Genomic DNA, 19657 nt, shown 5'->3' on the forward strand with positions numbered 1-19657 from the left:
TCTGGTCATTGGGGTATGGTGTAATTGGCAACACAGCTGATTCTGGTTCAGCCATTCTAGGTTCGAGTCCTGGTACCCCAGCTGGAGAATGTTGTTCGTCTCTCGGTTCGCGACCGAAAGTGGTTCAGCATCCGGCGATTTGGTCGCCGAGCATCGGTCAGCTAAGCTAACCGAGCTTCCTCCGAGCGAAAGCTCACAGCGGATGATCCACGAGGTGAAAACCTCAGGAGATCAGTCCTGGCCCCGTCGTCTAGCGGCCTAGGACGCCGCCCTCTCAAGGCGGTAGCGCGGGTTCGAATCCCGTCGGGGCTACACAAGATAGAAGGCTCATGCTCATCGAGAGCATGGGCCTTTTCTTGTTTCGCATTTTTTCTGGGGGCCGAGCCCCCAGGCCCCAGCCGGCGGGGCTTCGCCCCCCGGACCCCCGCTCGGGCTTCGCCCATTGCTGGCTAGGGGGTTGTTGCGAGGAGGGGGAGGTTGGAGGGGGTGTTCCATGTCGGATCACGTAAATCGGTCTTGGGTTTTGCTCATTGCTGGTTCGTGAGGGTTGTGGGTGGTGGGTGTTGCATGTTGGGTCATGTAATTCGGTGCGGGGAGTATCGAGTGGTTTGAGTTGGGGTGACTAGGTGGCCTTGCTGAGGGCCGGAAAAAGGCCCTCCAGCCTGGGCTGGGGGGCCTTTTTGGGGGTTGCTATCCGCTCTTGCGGCGGAATTCGCGCTTGTGGCTGGCGTTGCTGTGTGCGCCGGAGGCCTTGGAGCGGCCGTCCAGGTGGTCGTTGGACTGCGCGTGCTGGGACTTCTTGCGCTCCAGGGCCTCGCGGAACTTGCGCTTCACCTCTTCGGCACTGGTACCCGAATTATCCGCATCCGTCATCGCCTGCTCCTCCTCGTCGACCTCTATCGAACTACCGAACGCTATACCGGTCTCGCGGCGGCTGTCATTCCAGTTCGGCGGTGGGGCGTGCTGGGTCAGTCGAGGGGGTCGGCGGTGGTGCCGCCGCGGGGGAGGGCGGGGAGACCGAGTTTGCGGTGGTCCCAGGAGCGGGTGCGGCCGGGGACGATACGAACGGCTATGCGCTTGTGCAGCATTTGCTCGACGAAGGGGCGCATGTCCTCGGAATAGGGGCCGGTGTAGCGCTCCCAGACGCTGACGCCGACGGCGAACAGCTGATCCGCGTCGTCGATGATCTCGGCGGTGCCTTCGAAGGACACTCCGCGCAGCTGGTCGTAGGTGTCGCCGGCTTCGATCATCACGGTGACGCGCGGGTCGCGGCGTAGATTCACGGCTTTTTGCGATTTGGCCTTCGTCTCGAACCAGATTTCGCCGTCGATCAGGGCGTACCACATGGCGGTGAGGTGTGGCGTGCCGTGCGCGCTGAGGGTGGCCAGGGTGGCGACCCGGCTGCGCTGCAGGAACTCGACGATCTCGGTCTCGGACATGGTGATCTGTGCCCGTTGGTTCACTCCCATGGGTCAACTCTAGAGCCGGGAGCCTAGAACGTGTTACAGACGTTTGTGCAAAGCCTCGGCGGCGGCCACCAGATCGGCGGCCCAGCGGGCGCCGGGGCGGCGGCCCATGCGGTCGATGGGTCCGGATACCGAGACGGCCGCGACGATGGTGCCGGCGCTGTCGCGGACCGGGGCGGAGACGCTGGCCACGCCGGCGGCGCGTTCGGCGGCGCTCTGCGCCCAGCCCCGCTTGCGTACTTCGGACAAGGCGCGTTCGCCGAAGACGGAATCGGCCAGGATGGTGCGCTGCAGCTCCGGGTCGGCCCAGGCGAGCAACACCTTGGCGGCGGAACCGGCGGTCAGCGGTAGCCGGGCGCCGACGGGCACCGTGTCCCGCAGGCCGACCGGCGGCTCCATCGAGGCGATGCAGACCCGGGAGTGGCCGTCGCGCACATAGATCTGCACGCTCTCGCCGGTGATCTCGCGCAGGCGCGGCAGAATGGCCGCCGCTGCCTCCTGGAGCGGGTCGGAGGCGCCCGCGGCCAACTCGGCCAGGGCGGGGCCGGGACGCCAGAGTCCGTTGCTGTCACGGGCCAGCAAACGGTGTACCTCGAGCCCGACGGCCAGCCGGTGCGCGGTGGCGCGGGGCAGGCCGGTGCGGGTGCAGAGTTCGTTCAGACCGCACGGGTGTTCGGCGACGGCGTAGAGCACCGCCACTGCTTTGTCGAGAACGCCGATACCGCTATGCTGTCTCATAGAACGATATTAGCGTCTCGGATGTTGGGATGGTCAACCCTGGGGGTGATCGCACGGCTCCGATGTCGCGGTTATCCAAACTTTTGGCGGCCGCCAGCTCGCGCACTCAGCCCAGATCGCGGGATGACCGGTCGCTCGTCGGAAAGGTGATCGAACATGGCCGACCGCCCACGCACACTGGCCGAAAAGGTGTGGGAACAGCACGTCGTTGCCCACGGTGAAGGCGAAGGCGCCGCCCGCGAGCCCGATTTGATCTATATCGATCTGCATCTGGTGCACGAGGTGACCAGCCCGCAGGCCTTCGACGGCCTGCGCGCCGCGGGACGCCCGGTGCGCCGCCCCGACCTCACCATCGCCACCGAGGACCACAACGTCCCCACCATCGATATCGACAAGCCGATCACGGATCCGATTTCGCGCATCCAGGTGGAAACGCTGCGCCGCAATTGCGCGGAATTCGGTGTGCGGTTGCACCCGATGGGCGATCTCGATCAGGGCATCGTGCACGTGGTCGGCCCGCAGTTGGGCCTGACCCAGCCGGGGATGACCGTGGTCTGCGGTGACAGCCACACCTCCACGCACGGCGCGTTCGGCGCGCTGGCCATGGGTATCGGCACCTCCGAGGTGGAGCATGTGCTTGCCACCCAGACGCTCTCGCTGCGCCCGTTCAAGACCATGGCCATCACCGTGGACGGCCGGTTGCAGCCCGGCGTCACCAGCAAAGACCTGATCCTGGCCGTCATCGCCGAAATCGGCACCGGCGGCGGGCAGGGCTATGTGCTGGAGTATCGCGGCGAGGCCATTCGCGCCATGTCGATGGAAGCCCGAATGACGATCTGCAACATGTCGATCGAAGCGGGTGCGCGGGCGGGCATGATCGCGCCGGACGAAATCACCTATGAATTCCTGAAGGGTCGCCCGCACGCGCCGCAGGGTGCCGACTGGGATGCCGCCGTGGCCGCCTGGGAGTCGCTGAAGACCGACGAGGGCGCCGTTTTCGATCATGAGGTGCACATCGACGCGAACGCCTTGACCCCGTTCGTCACCTGGGGCACCAACCCGGGTCAGGGTGCGCCGCTGGGCGCCGCGGTGCCGAATCCGGCCGACTTCGCCGACGAATCCGCGCGTGACGCGGCGGAGAAAGCTCTGCGGTACATGGATTTGGAGCCGGGTACTCCGCTTCGGGATGTCTCGGTCGACACCGTATTCGTGGGTTCGTGCACCAACGGGCGGATCGAGGATTTGCGGGCGGTCGCCAGCATTTTGGCGGGCCGCAAGGTCGCCGACGGTGTCCGAATGCTTGTCGTACCGGGGTCTATGCGGGTGCGCGCGCAGGCGGAAAAAGAAGGATTGGGCGAGATTTTCACCGCCGCGGGAGCGGAATGGCGGCAGGCGGGCTGCTCGATGTGCTTGGGAATGAACCCTGATCAGCTGGATCCGGGTCAGCGCTGTGCTTCCACGTCCAATCGCAACTTCGAGGGCCGACAGGGCAAAGGTGGCCGTACGCACCTGGTTTCCCCGCTCGTGGCGGCCGCGACGGCGGTCCGCGGGACGCTGTCCTCGCCTGCCGATCTGAGCTGACAGCGTCGAATTCGCGGCGTCCACAAGCCCTCCCTGGTAGCGCTCAGCTGCCGCCTCCGGGCCTGAGCTGACGCCGCGGGCGCGAAACCCTACTCAATCAGGAGATTCTCAAATGGAAGCCTTCACCGTCCACAAGGGCACCGGGGTGCCGCTGCGCCGGTCGAATGTCGATACCGATCAGATCATCCCGGCCGTCTACCTGAAGCGCGTGACTCGCACCGGATTCGAGGACGGGCTGTTCGCGGCATGGCGATCGGATCCGGACTTCATTCTCAACGCCGAGCCTTACAAACACGGCAGTGTGCTGGTCGCCGGTCCGGATTTCGGCACCGGTTCCTCGCGTGAGCACGCCGTGTGGGCGCTGTCGGACTACGGCTTTCGAGTCGTGATCTCGTCGCGCTTCGCGGACATCTTCCGCGGCAATGCCGGTAAGGGCGGGCTACTGGCCGCGCAGATGTCACAGAATGATGTCGAAATGCTCTGGAAGTTGATCGAGGAACAGCCCGGCCTGGAATTGGTTGTAGACCTCCAATCCCGCACCGTAACGGCTGGAACGGTCGTGTTGCCGTTCGATATTGATGACTACACGCGGTGGCGTCTGCTCGAAGGGTTGGACGACATCGGGCTGACGCTACGGCGTAGCGACGTCATCACCGAGTTCGAAAAGGCAAGGCCGGCTTGGAAGCCCGTCACGCTCCCGGCACGTATTTCGCAGGCGTAATCACACCGGACCGATAGCTGGGTACCACGGGAGAGGGTAGCTAGACGTGTGCTAAACCACGATGAATTTTGGCGTGGCACATAGACTCTTGCCCAATGTGGGTTTACCGTGGTACCTAGTCGGTCCGACGACGGGCCATTAGTCTGCGGAGGATTCAATGAACAAGGCGGAACTGATCGACGTTCTGACCGAAAAGTTGGGTACGGACAGGCGCACGGCTACCGCGGCAGTCGAGCATGTTGTCGACACCATCGTTCGCGCGGTTCACAAAGGCCAGAGCGTCACCATCACCGGCTTCGGTGTCTTCGAACAGCGCAAGCGTGCGGCCCGTGTGGCCCGGAACCCGCGCACCGGCGAAACCGTCAAGGTCAAGCCGACTTCGGTGCCCGCTTTCCGCCCCGGCGCCCAGTTCAAGGCCGTCATCGCGGGTAAGCAGAAGCTCGCCGCGAGCGGTCCTGCGGTCAAGCGCGGCGTGAACGCGCCGGTGGCGGCCAAGAAGGCGGCCAAGAAGACGGCGGCGAAGAAGACCACCGCCAAGAAGACCACCGGACCGGCCAAGAAGACCGCCGCCAAGAAGGCGCCCGCAAAGACGGCCGCTCGCAAGGCGACTGCCACCAAGACGGCGGCGAAGAAGGCCCCGGCCAAGAAGACGGCCACCAAGGCCGCGGTCAAGAAGGCGACTCCGGCCAAGAAGGCCACCGCTGCCAAGAAGACGGTCGCCAAGAAGACCGCCGCGAAGAAGGCGCCCGCGAAGAAGACCACTGCCAAGAAGGTCACCGCTCGTCGCGCTCGCTGATCCCCGCCGGCGACTGCTTGCCGGTCGCTCGAAAGGGTCGGCGTCGTCTCGCAACACTGTTCGATATAAGCGGCACGGTTCCTACTGCGCCGCTGGGTAATTCACTGCCATGGCAGTTGAATCACCCGATACGTCGCCCGGAAGTGGCCCCGAGGTTCATCCTCGGGGCCACTTTCGTTTTGTAAGTTTGACGCTGAATCAGCTTGCCGCGTCCGACTTCACGACATCGGTGGACAGTGAACGGTCCAGATGGTCGGCGGCCACCAGCTTTCCGTCCACGAACGACAGCACCCAGGCGCTGCCCTTGCGGTTGCGCGCCGAGGGCAGCGTGACACCGTCGCGTTCGGCCCACCAGGCCAGCAGATCGGGAATTACCTTGCCCTGACTGCACACAACGCGCACCGCGGAATCCGAAACAAGATCGACCATGCGCGCCCGGGCTTCGTCTTTCGCTGCGGCATAACCTGTTTCGGAAAGCAGGGGTTCCAGAGTTATTGGTACGCCTAGTTTTTCGGCCAATGGCTGCACAGTCTGCACACATCGCACCGGATCCGCGGAAAAAACCTCGGATGCGCCGAACGCCAACAGATTCGGGACCAAGCCCTGCGCCTGGGCCTGACCGGCCCGCTCCAACGGACGTTCGGCGTCGGGACCGTCGAAGCGGTCCCGGCGCCCGGCCTTCGCGTGCCGCACCAGCAGCAGCGTGCTGGTGCGCGCGGGCAGCCGGGTGAACGAGCGCAGCACCTGCCGGTCCATCGGATAGGACAGCTGGTCCTGGACCTTGTCCAAGGTGTACCAACCGAGTTGGTCCACTTCGGAATTGGCGGTGAAGGCGCCGCCCGCCACCTCGGCGGACCAGTAGTCCACCCGCTTCAGTTTGCGATGGCCGGGGATCGGATAGGTGACGTGCCCGAGATAGCGCCCGAGGCGGCAGTCCAGCCCCGTCTCCTCGCCGACCTCGCGCACCGCCGCGATCACCGGGGTCTCACCGGGATCGAGCTTGCCCTTGGGCAGCGACCAGTCCAGGTATTTGGGACGGTGCACCACGGCGATCTCCACCGCGCCGGAATCCCCGTACCGCCACAACACCGCACCGGCGGCGTGAATGTTGGCCCGTACTCGGGGATCCCAGAACGGCTGGCCGTTCTCTTCGTAGCCGGTCTTGCCTTTCACCGCTGATCAGGTCTCCGCAATCGCATCAGGAACTCTTGGTGGTCGCGCACTTGGGCGCCGTTGGCTTCGGCGACTCCGTCCGGCCAGGCATGCCAACTGCCGTCGGAATGGAGTACCCAGCAGCGGGTGGCGGGATCCAGGGCCGAATCGAACACTCCCGCGAGTTGTTCGGACAGCCGCGGATCCTTCACCTGGGCCATGACTTCCACCCGCCGGTCCAGATTGCGGTGCATCATGTCGGCGCTGCCGATCCAGTACTGGTCCTGCGCCTGGAAATGCATGATCCGGGAATGCTCCAGGTAGCGGCCGAGGATCGAGCGCACCTCGATGTTGTCGCTCACGCCAGGCACGCCGGGGCGCAACCCGCAGATACCGCGCACCACGATCTGCACCGGGACACCGGCCTGCGAGGCCCGGTACAGCGCGTCGATCACCTGTTCGTCGACGATCGCGTTGGCCTTCATGCGGATCCGCGCCGGCACGCCCTCGCGCGCCAATTCGGTCTCACGTTCGATTCGTTCGATGATGCCCTGGCGGACGCCCTGCGGTGCGACGAGCAGATTCCGATAGTTCGCCTTGCGTGAGTAACCGGTCAGCGAATTGAACAGGTCGGTCAGATCGGCGCCGATTTCCGGTGCGGCGGTAAGCAATCCGACGTCCTCGTAGAGCCGCGCGGTCTTCGGGTTGTAGTTGCCGGTGCCGATGTGGCAGTAGCGGCGGATGGTCGCGCCCTCGCGCCGGACCACCAGGCAGGTCTTGCAGTGCGTCTTGAGACCGATCAGGCCGTAGACCACGTGCACGCCCGCCTGCTCCAGGGCGCGGGCCCATTTGATGTTGGCCTGCTCGTCGAAGCGGGCCTTGATCTCGACCAGCGCCACCACCTGCTTGCCGGCCTCGGCGGCGTCGATGAGCGCGTTGACGATGGGGGAGTCACCGGAGGTGCGGTACAGCGTCTGCTTGATGGCCAGCACCTGCGGATCGGCCGCGGCCTGCTCGATGAAGCGCTGCACGCTGGTGGAGAAGGAATCGTAGGGGTGATGCACCAGCACATCGCCTTCACGCAGCGCCGCGAACACATTGCGCGGGGTCTCGCGTTCGCCGAATGCGGGCGGGGTGGCCGGAACGTACGGGAAATCCTTGAGATTGGGCCGATCGACGCCGTACACCTGCCAGAGGCAGGACAGGTCGAGCAGGCCGGGCACCTGGATGACATCGCCGGGGTCGACGTCGAGTTCTCTGAGCAGCAGATCGAGCATGTGCTCGGTCATGTCGTCGGAAACCTCTAGTCGGACAGGCGATCCGAAGCGTCTGCGGGCCAGTTCGCGCTCCAGCGCCTGCAGCAGATCCTCGTCCCGGTCTTCGTCGACCTCGAAGTCGGCGTTGCGGGTGATCCGGAACGAATGGTGTTCCACCACTTCCATTCCGGGGAACAGCAGCGTGAGGTGTGCGGCGATGAGCGCTTCCATCGGCAGGAAAGCCGCGATGGGCGAGCCGGATTCGGTGCGGCGCACACGGACGAAGCGGTCCACGTTGTCGGGGACCTTGACCCGGGCGAAGTGCTCGCCGCCGGTCGCCGAATCCTTCACCGTCACGGCGAGATTGAGGCTCAGGCCGCTGATGTAGGGGAACGGGTGCGCCGGATCGACCGCCAGCGGGGTGAGCACGGGGAAGACCTGATCCTGGAAGTACCCGGACAGCCGGCGGCGCTCGTCATCGTCGAGATCGGACCAGTCGATGATCGCGATGCCCTCGTCGGTCAGCGCCGGCCGCACCGAATTCATGAAGACCCGGGCGTGCCGGTCGGCGATCTCCTGGGCGCGGCTCGCGATCAGCTCCAGCTGTTCGCTGGGTGAGCGGCCGTCGGCCGAACGCACCGTCAGGCCGGTCTCGGCGCGGCGTTTGAGGCCCGCGACGCGGACCATGTAGAACTCGTCCAGGTTGGAGGCGAAGATCGCGAGGAACTTCGCGCGCTCCAACAGCGGCAGCGAGGCGTCCTCGGCGAGGGCGAGCACCCTGGCGTTGAAGTCCAGCCAGCTCATTTCGCGATTGAGGTAGCGATCACGGGGCAACCGCTGCGCCTCGGGGTCGGCCGACAGTCGTGTCGCGGCGGGCGGTGGCGTCGGCAGCAACTGCTGCTTGACGATTTCCGTATCACTCACACCTACGATCATCCCTTACCCAGGGCGCTGCGCGCAGGTCGACACCCGCCAATGCAGCGAGTCTCACGTCCGTTGGCGATCAGCTAGCACACGCGGCGAACAGCCTCGTGAACCTCGGGCGACCAGCTGATTTCGCGCAGGAGAGCGCGAGTGGCGGCACCGGCGCCGAGCGCGACGGCGGCGTCGAGATCGGCCGCGGTATCGACATCCAGACGTAGCCCTGGCCAGTCACCGTCCAAATCGACGGCGCCGGCGGCGCGGTGGGCTTGCGCCGAGCCGGGACCGAATCGCGGCTCCAAGGCGAGGGTGCCGTCACCGACGAACAGCGCCGCGGTACCGGTGCCCGCGTGGTCGACGACGACCGATCGCTTACCCGCAGGCGCGACGGTCAGCATGTCGGCGAGTTCGTCCGGGCACAGAGCGGGGAGATCGGCTTGCAGGGCAAGCAGTTCGACCGGTCCGTGCCGGTGCCGCAGGGCGCGGGCGGCGTCGGCGAGCGCGCCGTTCAGATCGGCCGATCGGGGCTCGGGATGCACCACCGCCCCGAGTGCGCGCGCCAGACCCGAGACCGCCGGATCGGGCGTGACCACCGTGACCGAGCCGATCCGCGGCACCGCCAGCGCGGCGGTCACGGTGTCGGCCAGCATGGCCAGCACCAGCCGCGCCCGATGTTCGGGGCGCAGGCGGTCGGCCAGGCGGCTCTTGGCCAGATCGAGGTTCTTCACGGCGATCACGGCGTGCACGGAGTGCGGACGCATGAGGCCAATCCTTCCATGCGCCCGCGATGTGAGCGCAGCGGCCGAAGGCGGTCGCGCGGCGTGAGCGGGTCGGCCGGAGCGGACACCGCCCTCGGCGACCGCCGTGGCATATTGGGCAGATGACAAGGGCGGCAGTAATGGGTGCGGGGTCGTGGGGGACCGCGTTCGCGAAGGTGTTGGCAGACGCGGGCACGGAGGTGACCATCTGGGCACGCCGGCCGGAGGTGGCGCACGCACTGGCCACCGAGCATCGCAATCCGTCCTATCTCACCGATGTGCAGCTGCCCGCGGTCTCGGCGACCTCCGATCACGAGGAGGCGCTGGCGGGTGCGCAGATCGTGGTACTCGCGGTTCCATCTCAGACTTTGCGGGCAAATCTCGAGAAGTGGAACGGTGCGCTGGAGCGGGCGGTGCGCGAGCAGGACGCCACGCTGCTGAGCCTGGCCAAAGGCATCGAAACCGGTTCGCTGCTCCGGATGAGCCAGGTGATCGAGCAGGTCACCGGTAACGACCCGAGCCGGATCGCGGTGCTCTCGGGTCCGAACCTGGCCGGTGAGATCGCGGCCGGACAGCCCGCGGCCGCGGTGGTCGCCTGTTCCGACGCGGCCCGCGCGGCCGCCGTGCAACATGCCTGTGCCACCGGATATTTCCGGCCCTATACCAACACCGACGTGATCGGCGCGGAAATCGGCGGCGCCTGCAAGAACGTCATCGCGATAGCGACCGGCATCGCCTCCGGCATGGGCCTGGGTTACAACACCAGAGCCAGCCTGATCACCCGCGGCCTCGCCGAGGTCATGCGGCTCGGCGTGGCGGTCGGCGCCGACCCGGTGACGCTGGCCGGACTGGCCGGGGTGGGCGACCTGGTCGCCACCTGCACCTCGGCGGACTCGCGCAACTACTCCTTCGGGTACGTACTCGGCCAGGGCAAGACGATGGACGCCGCGCAGGAAGCCACTCATGGCCAGGTCGCCGAGGGTGTGAAGTCCTGCACATCGGTGCGCGCGCTGGCCGAGGTGCACCAGGTCGAGATGCCGCTGACGAATGCCGTGCACCAGGTCTGCCACGCGGGTGTGTCGGTGGCCGAGGCGGTCGGGATCCTGCTCGGCAGGCAGATCAAACCGGAGCGCTGATCGTCTGGGTCAGGAGGGTAACGGCGGTCCTGACCGGGTACGGTTCCAGCCATGACGAACCGGATCAGGGTTGCTGTGGTGTTCGGCGGACGGAGCAACGAGCACGAAGTGTCCTGCCGCTCGGCCGGCAGTGTGCTGCGCAATTTGGATCCGGAGAAGTACGAGGCGGTACCGATCGGCATCACCCGCGAAGGCAGTTGGGTGCTGGGCGGTTCCGAGGTCGCCGCGATGGGTCTGCCGGACGCGAGCGGTAAGGCCGCGCTGCCGTCGGTGGACGCCACGGGCGCCGCGCTCACGCTGACCACCGACCCCCAGCGGGCGGGTCAGCTGGTCGCGCTGGACGACGCGCCGATCGCCGAACTCGGTTCGGTCGACGTCGTTTTCCCGATTCTGCACGGCCCGTTCGGTGAGGACGGGACGTTGCAGGGCATGCTCGAATTGGCGGGCGTACCGTACGTGGGGCCGGGCGTGCTGGCCAGCGCGGCGGGCATGGACAAGGAATTCACCAAGAAGCTGTTCGCCGCCGAGGGCCTGCCCATCGGTGTGCAGGTGGTGCTGCGGCCCGGGACCAAGACGCTGACCGACACCGAACGCGAACACCTCGGGCTGCCGGTTTTCGTCAAGCCCGCGCGGGCGGGATCCTCCATCGGGATCACCAAAGTGACGGACTGGGACGATCTGGAGGCCGCGATCGCCCTTGCGCGCGAGCATGATCCGAAGGTGATCGTCGAAGCCGGCATCGTCGGGCGCGAGGTCGAGTGCGCGGTGCTGGAATTCCCGGACGGCCGCGTCGAGGCCAGCGTGGTCGCCGAAATCCTGATGCCCGAAGCCGACGTCACCACCGCCCCGCAGTTCTACGACTTCGACACCAAATACATCGATGACGTCTGTGAATTCGACGTGCCGGCCAAGCTGGACGACGACGTGTCCGATCGAATCCGGGAACTCGCCGTGCAGGCGTTCCGCGCGCTGGACTGCCAGGGGCTGGCGCGGGTCGACTTCTTCGTCACCGCAGACGGCCCGGTGCTCAACGAGATCAACACAATGCCCGGCTTCACCTCGATCTCGCTGTACCCGCGCATGTGGGAGGCGACCGGAATCGACTACACCACGCTGATCTCCACCCTGATCGATACCGCGATCGCGCGCGGCACCGGACTGCGCTAGTTCGGCAGCGGGCCCGGATCGATCGGCTGCTCGGGCAGCGTCGCCTTGATCGCGTCGGAGACCTCCTGCAGCGGCGTGGGCCCGGAGCCGTCCGGAACCGTCAGCGCCACATAGGTTTCGCGGTCGACGGCGAACCAGGTGCTGGTCGCGGCGACTTGATCGCGGGCTTCGAACCATTGCACCCCGTTGACGATCTGCAGTCCGGAGGCGCGGTTGAAGTCCAGCGGGCGGTCCAGGCCGCAGCGCAGCACGATCGGGCTGCCACCGTCGGGTAGCTGCCAGGCCCGGGTGCCCGGCGGCTGCGGGTCGACCAGTTGAGCGTGGGTGTAGTCGCCGAGGTTCGACGGGAGCGCGGGCAGCAGCGCAGTGCACGCGGGGCCCTCGGCGGCGGGCGCGGGGACGGGGCCGAGCACCAGCGGCTCGCGGTCGACCGGGCCGCGGCTGGCCATGACCGCCGCCACGAGCACACCCACGACGAGCACGACCGGCAGCGCCACGGCGGTGGCGACCAGCGCGGGCGGATACGGGGCGGCCCGGCGGTCCTCGGTGTCCACCGGCTCGGCCGGATCCGGAGCCGACTCCGTGTCGTCGACGGTCTTGTCGCGCTCCTGCGCCGCCATGTGTGCCGGTCCTTCCTTGCTCGGTAGTCTCGATTGCCCTGGACAATGTACCGTCGTCCGGATTTCAGCCAGTACGACGCCAGAAGGGGCGGGGTCATCAGCGACAGCAGTGCAGGACCGCAAGCCGTGGAACCGACCGAACCGCTGGGGCGGGTGCGCCCGCAGACGGTGCGGGAGCTCGGGGAGTTCGCGCTCATCGACCGCATCAACGCGGGCCGCGTGCAGGCGCCGGCGGTGCTGCTCGGTCCGGGCGACGACGCCGCGCTAATATCCGCCCCGGACGGCCGGTTCGTGGTCAGCACCGACATGCTGGTCGAGGGACGGCACTTTCGGCTGGACTGGTCGAGTCCGCACGACATCGGCCGCAAGGCGATCGCGCAGAACGCCGCCGACGTGGTCGCGATGGGTGCGGCGCCGACCGCGTTCGTGGTGGCGCTGGGTTGTGCCGCGGACACGCCGGTCGAGGTGGTCGACGGGCTGACCGAGGGAATGTGGTCCGAGGCCGGTCGCGCCGGCGGCTCCATCGCGGGCGGCGACCTGGTGCGCAGCCCCCGGATGGTGATCTCGGTGACCGCCTTCGGTGACCTGCGCGGCAACGCCCCGATCACCAGATCCGGTGCGCGCGTGGGCGATGTGATCGCGGTGGCGGGCCGGCTGGGCTGGTCCGGTGCGGGTCTCGCGGTGCTGGCCTCCGGGGCCGAGATCGCTCCGGCCGCGGATCTCGTTGCCGCGCATCGGGCTCCGCGCCCGCCCTACGGCGTCGTGCTGGACGAGCCGACCCGGCCGAACGCGCTGACCGACGTCTCCGACGGTCTGCTGGCCGATCTCGGGCATATCGCCGATGCCTCCGGTGTGGCCATCGATCTGGATTCGGCGGCGCTGTGGGATCCGGCCCTGGAGGCGCTGGCCGAACGCCTCGCGGTCGAGGTCGCGCTGGATGTCGATGCGGCACAATGGGTTTTGGCCGGCGGCGAGGACCACGCGTTCGTCGCGGCCTGGTCCTCGGGGTCCGAGCTGCCGCTGGGCTGGCGCCGGATCGGGCGGGTGCTGGCTGGTCAGGGCGTCACCGTGGACGGTCTGCGGCAGCCGGGCAACGGCGGCTGGGAATCGTTCCGCGGGGCGGAGCCCGATCGCCGGTAAACCCGGCGCCGAATCGGGCCCGACCTCGGTTGGACTTCGGCCTGCCGCGCCGATTAGGTTGTGCGGTCATGGGCGCGCAGAAACCTTTGGCGGAAATCATGGATCCGGGCTGGGCGCGGGCGCTGGAACCGGTCGCGGATCAGATCCGGGCCATGGGTGAGTTCCTGCGCCTGGAGAATGCCGAGGGGCACGGCTATCTGCCCGCCGGGGAAAACGTACTGCGGGCGTTCCAGCGGCCCTTCGACAATGTGCGCGTGCTCATCGTCGGCCAGGACCCGTATCCGACGCCCGGTCATGCGATGGGCCTGAGTTTCTCTGTGGCGCCGGATGTTTCGCCTATTCCACGCAGCCTGTCGAACATCTTCGCCGAGTTGGCCAAGGATCTCGGGCATCCCGCCCCGTCCTGCGGCGACCTGAGCCCGTGGTCGGATCAGGGCGTGCTGCTGCTGAACCGAGTGCTGACCGTGCGTCCCGGCGCGCCCGCCTCGCACCGCGGCAAGGGCTGGGAAGCGGTGACCGAGCAGGCCATTCGCGCGCTCGTCGCGCGCGATGAGCCGCTCGTGGCTATCCTCTGGGGCCGGGACGCTTCTACTTTGAAGCCGACCCTGACCGCGGCCGAGGTGCCGTTCATCGAATCCGCGCACCCCTCACCGCTGTCCGCTTCGCGCGGGTTCTTCGGCTCCCGGCCGTTCTCGCGAGTGAACGAATTGCTCGACGAACTGGGCGCCGAACCCGTCGACTGGCGACTGCCCTGACCAACTGAATCAGCGGGGGTCACCCCCGCGCCCCCGATCGCCGCGGCGCTTTGCGCCTCGGGTCTCCGGTCGGGGGACCGCACCACCGCTAACCGAACGAGGAGCTCCTTGATGCAGACCCGAACCACTCTCCGCGGCGCCACCGCCGCCTTCGCCCTATGCGCGGCCCTGGCCGGCGGCACCGCCGCCGCGAGCGCCGAGCCGCTGAAGCTCGAACCCGCCGCACCCGAAACCACGGTTTCGGTCTCGGAGCAGATGACCTCCACCGGTTCCTCCACCATCTCGGCCTCGGTGAACGCCAAGGTCGCCTGCGTCTTCCAGAACACGTTGAGCGGCCACAAGCTCGACTGCTGACCCGATTCGCGGAGGCTCATGTGAGCCTTGATTCTTACTGTGCGATCCTCAGATCGTGAGTAACGCGAACAATCTGCTCGGACCGGTTCGGTTGTCGCTGACCGGTTCGGGCGGAATCGAGCTGGCCGCCGACCGATTCGGACCGGCGGCCGGCCCGCTCGTCGTCTTCCTGCACGGCGGCGGGCAGACCCGGCATTCCTGGAAGCAGACCGGCGCGAAGCTCGGTGCGGCCGGAATGCGCGTGGTCACCCTCGACGCCCGTGGGCACGGTGACAGCCAATGGGCGCCCGACCGCGACTACACGCGCACCACGATGGTCGCCGATCTCCTCGCGGTGCTCGAGCAGCTCGGCGCGACCCCGGAGCGCGGTGCGGTGGTCGTCGGCGCGAGCATGGGCGGCATTACCGGCCTGATCGCCAGCGGGGCGCCCGCCGCTCCGATTCGCGCGCTCGTCCTCGTCGACATCGTGACTCGCCCGGAGCAAGAAGGCGTTTCGCGCGTGCTCGATTTCCTCGGCAAGCACCGCGACGGCTTCGACACCCTGGACCAGGCCGCGGACGCGGTCGCGGAGTATCTGCCGCACCGGCCGCGCCCGAAGAGCAGCGAGGGCCTGATGCGCAATCTGCGGGAGCGGGACGGCCGCTTCTACTGGCACTGGGATCCGGACATGCTGCGCGATCGCGTCGAAGACCCGACCGCGATGATCGGCGATATGGAAGCCGCCGCCCGTCAGCTCACCATGCCGGTGCTGCTGGTGCGCGGTCTGCGCTCGGACGTGGTCAGCGCCGAGGGCGCGGCCCAGTTCCAGGAACTCGTGCCGCACGTCCGGATCGCCGAAATAGGCGGCGCCGCACACACAGCCGCGGGCGACGACAACGACGCGTTCACCGACGCCGTCGCCCAGTTCGTCCTCGAGACCTCGACTTAGACCGGGGCCGCTGAGACCGGGATTCGCGGACATCGCCTGTGATGACCGCACGGGCGGCGACAGATCCGGCGGCCCCGAACTCGCGGCACTCACCGCAGTCCGCGCTGGACCGCGACACTCGGCCGCGGTCCAGCGCTGGACAGGGGCGAATCCTGTTGTCTCAGTGAGCCTTCGTGTAGTCCGGCTGACGTTTCTCGACGAACGCGTCAATACCTTCCTGACCCGCGGGAGTGCTCGCCGCGGCGGCGATGGCGTCCCGCTCGGCGTCGAGCTGATCGCTCAGGCTGGCGGAAACCGACTGCGACAGAAGGGTTTTCATGGTCGCGTAAGTGGAGCGTGGTCCGCCCGCGAGTGTTTGCGCCAGGCTCAGTGCCTCGCTGCGGACGTCGTCGTCGGCGGCCAAGCGGCTGAGCAGACCCAGGCGCACGGCCGCGTCGGCGTCCAGAACCGCGTCGGTGAGCAGGATTTCGCGAGCTCGGCCGAGGCCCACGATGCGCGGGAGAGTCCACGACATGCCGCCGTCGGGGCTCAGGCCGATACCCGGGTAGGCGGGGCGCAACTTGGTCGAGGGGCCGCCGATCGCGATGTCCGCGGCGCAGACCAGGCTCATGCCGGCGCCGGCCGCCCAGCCTTGGACGCCGGCCACCACCGGGACCGGGGTGGCGTCGAGAGCGCGCACGAAGTCGTGCAGCGTGGTCGCGAGCGCGTGGATATGCGCGGACCGGTCGTCGGCCGCCGCGAAACCGCGGACATTGCCGCCCGCGCAGAAGTTCGCGCCGGTTCCGGTGAGCAGCACCGCACCCACCTCGGGCGCGAGCCCTTTGAGCGCGGCCGTGCCGGCTTCGATGCCGTCGAAGTCCATGGACGTGCCCGCGGCGGAGGTGGCGATGGTGATCTGCAGGACGCCCTCGGCGATCGAGACGTAATCGGTGCTCATGTCCTGCACCCTAACGGGCCTGGGCTGGGACATGTTCTAGCGGCCGGGCCGCACCATCCGGACCTGCATCGCCGGGCTGAATTCCTCCACCTTGCGGGCGCCGTCGAGTTCGAAACCGTGTTTGCGGTAGAAGGCTCGCGCCCGTGGGTTTTCCTCGAAGACCCACAGTGCGCAGGACACGGCCGGGTCGAGCGCGGCCCGCAGGAGCTCGCTCGCGAGCCCGGTGCCGTACCAGGGGGCGCGCACATAGAGGGCGTTGAGCTCGAACGCGGCCACGGCGTCTTCCGCGCGATCGGGCGCCGCGACGGCGAATCCGACGACGGTGCCCTCGGTCACCGCGACATGCAGACAGCCGGGATTCCTGATCCGATCGCGCTCCCACCGCTTGGCCAACCGCTCGACGTCGAACGCGGCGAGGACGTGCTCGGGCACCAGCCCCTGATAGGCCTCGCGCCAGCACGCGATGTGGCATTCCGCCAGTCCACGCGTGTACCCGGCGGTGAGCGGGCGGATGTGCCAGGGGGTCATCGCTGCCAGTATCCCGCACGATGCGATTGTCGTCACTCCCGCGCGCGGCCGGATGTGCCCGAATTGCCGGAACTATAACGAAATTGGTTAATGGAAGGTTACTTCCACCTGAAAGATCACTCTCGCAGATATTCAGCCTTGCAAACGAGTTGTACTGTCCGATCATCGCAGCGCAGCGATTATCGATCTCCAATTTCACCGGAGCGGCGAAGTGATCAGGACCACTTCCGAAAACTCTTGTCGTCGTTCGCAATGAGTGCGAGTCTGCGGCCCGCCCGGTACCCCCACAAAAGCACATCTCTTTTGATAGGTGGTCGAAATGGCCGATCTGTTGATGAATGAATTCCACGGCGAAATTCGCACCTGGTCCGCGCCGCAGTGGAGCGCGCACGACCTGATCGCGGCGAAACGCGGGCGAACGGTATCGGTCGTCCTGCCCGCGCTGAACGAGGAAGCCACCGTGGGCGATGTCGTTCGTGCGGTCCGCTGCCTGCCCGAAGGGCTGGTCGACGAACTGATCGTGATGGATTCCGGCTCCTCGGACGCCACCATGCGCGTCGCCGCCGACGCGGGCGCCACCGTGGTGCACCGGGAGGCGGTACTGCCAGAGCATCCGCCGGTGCCCGGAAAGGGCGAGGTGCTGTGGCGGTCCCTGGCGGTGGCCTCCGGCGACATCGTGATGTTCATGGATTCCGATCTCCTCGATCCGGATCCGCAATTCGTGCCGAAACTCATCGGGCCGCTGTTGTTCGATGAATCCCTGGTATTCAGCAAGGCCTATTACCGCCGGCCGTTGCTCGTCGGTGAGACTTTCGACGAATCCGGCGGCGGGCGGGTGACCGAGCTGGTGGCACGACCGCTGCTTGCGGCATTGCGACCCGGCTTGCGTCATGTGGTGCAACCGCTCGGCGGCGAATACGCCGCGACCCGTGCTGCGCTCGAACGGCTCTACTTCGCACCGCATTACGGCGTCGAGATCGGTCTGCTGATCGATGTGTACGACACGTACGGGCCGTCGGCCATCGGGCAGGTCGACCTCGGTGTGCGCAAGCACCGCAATCGGCCGCTGCACGAATTGGGCGTCATGAGCCGGCAGATCATGGCGACCGCGCTGGAACGCTGCGGACTGCCCGACTCGGGGGCGGGCATCGTCCAGTTCCCGCTCGGGGCAGCGGGTTTCGAGCCCCGGGAAGCCACCCTGCACACCGCGCACCGGCCGCCGATGCATTCGCTGCTACCGATCGCGTCCTGAACGCCGCTACGGGAGAGGAGAACTCAACTCATGATGCAGAGCGGGCTCATCGAGGACTGGCGGCCCAGGGGCGGCCGGTTGACGATCATCCGTCCCAGCGAGAACGCGCGGGCGGCGGCCATCCGGGCACGCGCCGACGGCACTCCGCCGTCGTTCCAGCAGGACGCCTACCTGGAAATGGCGCGGACCGCCAAGAAGTCGGGCCGCCGTTTCGATCGGCTGATCCTGTGCGCGTTCACCCTCGCGGGTGCACCGGATATCGCGGCGCTGGTCCGGGCGACCACCACGGTGGTGCGCCGGCACGACGCCTTCCACAGCTGGTTCGAGATCGACAGCGACTTCCGGATCCAGCGGCGCGTGCTGGCTGCGACGGAGATCGATCTCGTCGCCGATTCCTGGGGCGAGATCGACGGCTTGCTGATCAGCCGGATCGTGCAGCGCGTCACGCCGGGTCCGACCAGCTGGGACTGCTTCAGCTTCGCGATCATCGATCACGGTGGCTCGTTCACCGTGGTGGTGGCCTGCGATCACCTCAATACCGATGCCGTTTCCGGTGGCATCATCGCCGCTGAAGTCGTCCAGCTGTATTTCGACCCCGCCGCCGCGACGCGGTTGGCGGAGGCCCCGGTGGCCAGCTATCGGGAGTACTGCGGGCGGGAGCGGGCGCAGGCGGCCGAGCTGTCGGCCGAGTCGCCGCAGATCACCCAGTGGGCGGATCGCATCCTGGCCAATGGCGGCAAGTTGCCCGATTTCCCGCTGCCGCTGCGGGATTCCGAGGCCAGGGTGACCGTGCCGGCCGCCTCGGATCGGCGGGTGCTGTTGTCGGGACCGTCGGCCGACGCGTTCGAGGCGGAATGCGCTCGGGCCGGGGTGCGCTTGGTGGCCGGTATTTTCGCCGCGGCCGCCCACACCGATTATCAATTGTCCGGGCGCACACAGTATTTCAACCTGTCGCCGAAGAACACCCGCAGCGGTCCGGCCGAGCAACGCACCGTCGGCTGGTACGCCAGCCTGATCCCGATCGCCTTCGAATTCGATCCCGCCGAAGGCTTCGCCGCGACCGCGCGGCGCGCCGATGCCGCCTTCGCCGCCGGGAAATGGCTGTCGAACGTCTCACTGCACCGGGTGGTGGAGTTGTGGCAGGAGCGGGAGGGATTCCACGTCCGGCGTGGCTGGGTCGCCCCGATGCTGTCGTTCCTGGACCTGCGGAAGCTGCCCGGCGCGGAGTTGTTCTCCGCGCTCGATTTCTCCTTCTTCGGCAGCCGGGGCACCTCCGAGGAGGTATACACCTGGGTGCAGCGCACCGACGACATGATCTGGGCGGCTTCGCTTTTCCCGGACACCCCGATCGCCGCCGCATCGATGACGCGCTATTGCGACGCGCTCACCCGGGTCATGGAATCGGTCGCGCACGCCGGGACCGGTCCGCTCGTGCGGGATGTCGCGTAGTG

Annotated in this window: 20 protein-coding genes and 2 tRNA genes; 13 read left to right on the plus strand and 9 right to left on the minus strand. The window is 67.4% G+C overall.

Annotated elements, in window-relative coordinates; all coding sequences use genetic code 11:
* The first annotated feature begins 9 nt into the window (after positions 1-9).
* A tRNA-Gln gene (locus BJ987_RS14390) sits at positions 10-81 on the plus strand.
* Between the two features lie 158 nt (positions 82-239).
* Positions 240-312: transfer RNA gene (locus BJ987_RS14395), tRNA-Glu, on the plus strand.
* Between the two features lie 378 nt (positions 313-690).
* On the opposite strand, the gene BJ987_RS14400 is transcribed toward BJ987_RS14395, so the two are convergent.
* The 3 genes from BJ987_RS14400 to BJ987_RS14410 form a co-directional block, all read right to left on the minus strand.
* Positions 691-873, minus strand: a complete 183-nt coding sequence (locus tag BJ987_RS14400; protein WP_209889467.1) for a DUF5302 domain-containing protein — start codon at positions 871-873, stop codon at positions 691-693.
* 95 nt (positions 874-968) lie between these two features.
* Entirely contained in the window at positions 969-1469 is a 501-nt protein-coding gene (locus BJ987_RS14405; protein WP_209889469.1) for a PPOX class F420-dependent oxidoreductase, read from the minus strand.
* Positions 1470-1502: 33 nt separating this feature from the next.
* Complete coding sequence (locus tag BJ987_RS14410) at positions 1503-2204, minus strand: IclR family transcriptional regulator (protein WP_209889470.1); 702 nt, start codon at positions 2202-2204, stop codon at positions 1503-1505.
* Between the two features lie 156 nt (positions 2205-2360).
* Between BJ987_RS14410 and leuC the strand changes: the two genes are divergently transcribed.
* The 3 genes from leuC to BJ987_RS14425 all read left to right on the plus strand — a co-directional run bounded on the left by leuC (position 2361) and on the right by BJ987_RS14425 (position 5302).
* Positions 2361-3785, plus strand: coding sequence for a 3-isopropylmalate dehydratase large subunit (leuC, locus tag BJ987_RS14415; protein ID WP_209889473.1), 1425 nt, complete (start codon positions 2361-2363; stop codon positions 3783-3785).
* Between the two features lie 112 nt (positions 3786-3897).
* Positions 3898-4506 (plus strand): 3-isopropylmalate dehydratase small subunit, encoded by a 609-nt coding sequence (leuD, locus tag BJ987_RS14420; RefSeq protein WP_209889475.1) that lies wholly within the window; start codon positions 3898-3900, stop codon positions 4504-4506.
* A gap of 157 nt (positions 4507-4663) precedes the next feature.
* On the plus strand, positions 4664-5302 hold the full coding sequence (locus tag BJ987_RS14425; protein ID WP_209889478.1) for an HU family DNA-binding protein: 639 nt from the start codon (positions 4664-4666) through the stop codon (positions 5300-5302).
* 198 nt (positions 5303-5500) lie between these two features.
* Here BJ987_RS14425 and BJ987_RS14430 read toward each other — a convergent pair whose 3' ends face one another.
* The 3 genes from BJ987_RS14430 to cofC all read right to left on the minus strand — a co-directional run bounded on the left by BJ987_RS14430 (position 5501) and on the right by cofC (position 9392).
* Positions 5501-6475 carry an NUDIX hydrolase gene (locus tag BJ987_RS14430; RefSeq protein ID WP_209889481.1) on the minus strand — a complete coding sequence of 325 codons (975 nt, stop codon included), beginning with the start codon at positions 6473-6475 and terminating at the stop codon, positions 5501-5503.
* Positions 6472-8646: an RNA degradosome polyphosphate kinase gene (locus tag BJ987_RS14435; RefSeq protein WP_209889484.1), complete on the minus strand. Its 2175-nt coding sequence runs from the start codon at positions 8644-8646 to the stop codon at positions 6472-6474. Before BJ987_RS14435 ends, BJ987_RS14430 begins: the two co-directional genes overlap by 4 nt.
* Before the next feature lie 71 nt (positions 8647-8717).
* Positions 8718-9392, minus strand: a complete 675-nt coding sequence (cofC, locus tag BJ987_RS14440; RefSeq protein ID WP_209889487.1) for a 2-phospho-L-lactate guanylyltransferase — start codon at positions 9390-9392, stop codon at positions 8718-8720.
* Positions 9393-9511: 119 nt separating this feature from the next.
* On the opposite strand from cofC, the gene BJ987_RS14445 reads away from it, so the two are divergent.
* The gene (locus tag BJ987_RS14445; RefSeq protein ID WP_209889490.1) at positions 9512-10525 is read left to right on the plus strand and encodes an NAD(P)H-dependent glycerol-3-phosphate dehydrogenase; all 1014 of its coding nucleotides are present in this window, start codon (positions 9512-9514) and stop codon (positions 10523-10525) included.
* A 51-nt stretch (positions 10526-10576) separates the two neighbouring features.
* Positions 10577-11692 carry a D-alanine--D-alanine ligase family protein gene (locus tag BJ987_RS14450; protein ID WP_209889492.1) on the plus strand — a complete coding sequence of 372 codons (1116 nt, stop codon included), beginning with the start codon at positions 10577-10579 and terminating at the stop codon, positions 11690-11692.
* On the opposite strand, the gene BJ987_RS14455 is transcribed toward BJ987_RS14450, so the two are convergent.
* Positions 11689-12312 carry a DUF3515 domain-containing protein gene (locus BJ987_RS14455; protein WP_209889495.1) on the minus strand — a complete coding sequence of 208 codons (624 nt, stop codon included), beginning with the start codon at positions 12310-12312 and terminating at the stop codon, positions 11689-11691. The genes BJ987_RS14450 and BJ987_RS14455 overlap by 4 nt on opposite strands.
* 168 nt (positions 12313-12480) lie before the next feature.
* Between BJ987_RS14455 and BJ987_RS14460 the strand changes: the two genes are divergently transcribed.
* The 4 genes from BJ987_RS14460 (at position 12481) to BJ987_RS14475 (ending at position 15489) form a co-directional block, all read left to right on the plus strand.
* A complete protein-coding gene (locus BJ987_RS14460) occupies positions 12481-13452 on the plus strand; it encodes a thiamine-phosphate kinase (RefSeq protein WP_307869896.1) in 972 nt (323 codons plus the stop codon).
* Between the two features lie 68 nt (positions 13453-13520).
* Positions 13521-14207, plus strand: coding sequence for a uracil-DNA glycosylase (locus BJ987_RS14465; protein ID WP_209889498.1), 687 nt, complete (start codon positions 13521-13523; stop codon positions 14205-14207).
* A 111-nt stretch (positions 14208-14318) separates the two neighbouring features.
* The gene (locus tag BJ987_RS14470) at positions 14319-14561 is read left to right on the plus strand and encodes a hypothetical protein (RefSeq protein WP_209889501.1); all 243 of its coding nucleotides are present in this window, start codon (positions 14319-14321) and stop codon (positions 14559-14561) included.
* Between the two features lie 55 nt (positions 14562-14616).
* On the plus strand, positions 14617-15489 hold the full coding sequence (locus BJ987_RS14475; protein WP_209889504.1) for an alpha/beta fold hydrolase: 873 nt from the start codon (positions 14617-14619) through the stop codon (positions 15487-15489).
* Positions 15490-15649: 160 nt separating this feature from the next.
* On the opposite strand, the gene BJ987_RS14480 is transcribed toward BJ987_RS14475, so the two are convergent.
* Complete coding sequence (locus tag BJ987_RS14480; protein WP_209889507.1) at positions 15650-16426, minus strand: enoyl-CoA hydratase/isomerase family protein; 777 nt, start codon at positions 16424-16426, stop codon at positions 15650-15652.
* Between the two features lie 36 nt (positions 16427-16462).
* The gene (locus BJ987_RS14485) at positions 16463-16954 is read right to left on the minus strand and encodes a GNAT family N-acetyltransferase (RefSeq protein WP_209889510.1); all 492 of its coding nucleotides are present in this window, start codon (positions 16952-16954) and stop codon (positions 16463-16465) included.
* A gap of 319 nt (positions 16955-17273) precedes the next feature.
* On the opposite strand from BJ987_RS14485, the gene BJ987_RS14490 reads away from it, so the two are divergent.
* Complete coding sequence (locus tag BJ987_RS14490) at positions 17274-18206, plus strand: glucosyl-3-phosphoglycerate synthase (protein WP_209889512.1); 933 nt, start codon at positions 17274-17276, stop codon at positions 18204-18206.
* A 30-nt stretch (positions 18207-18236) separates the two neighbouring features.
* Positions 18237-19655 (plus strand): condensation domain-containing protein, encoded by a 1419-nt coding sequence (locus BJ987_RS14495; RefSeq protein ID WP_209889515.1) that lies wholly within the window; start codon positions 18237-18239, stop codon positions 19653-19655.
* Positions 19656-19657 lie beyond the last annotated feature (2 nt).

This window comes from Nocardia goodfellowii (genome assembly GCF_017875645.1).
Taxonomy (GTDB): Bacteria; Actinomycetota; Actinomycetes; order Mycobacteriales; family Mycobacteriaceae; genus Nocardia; species Nocardia goodfellowii.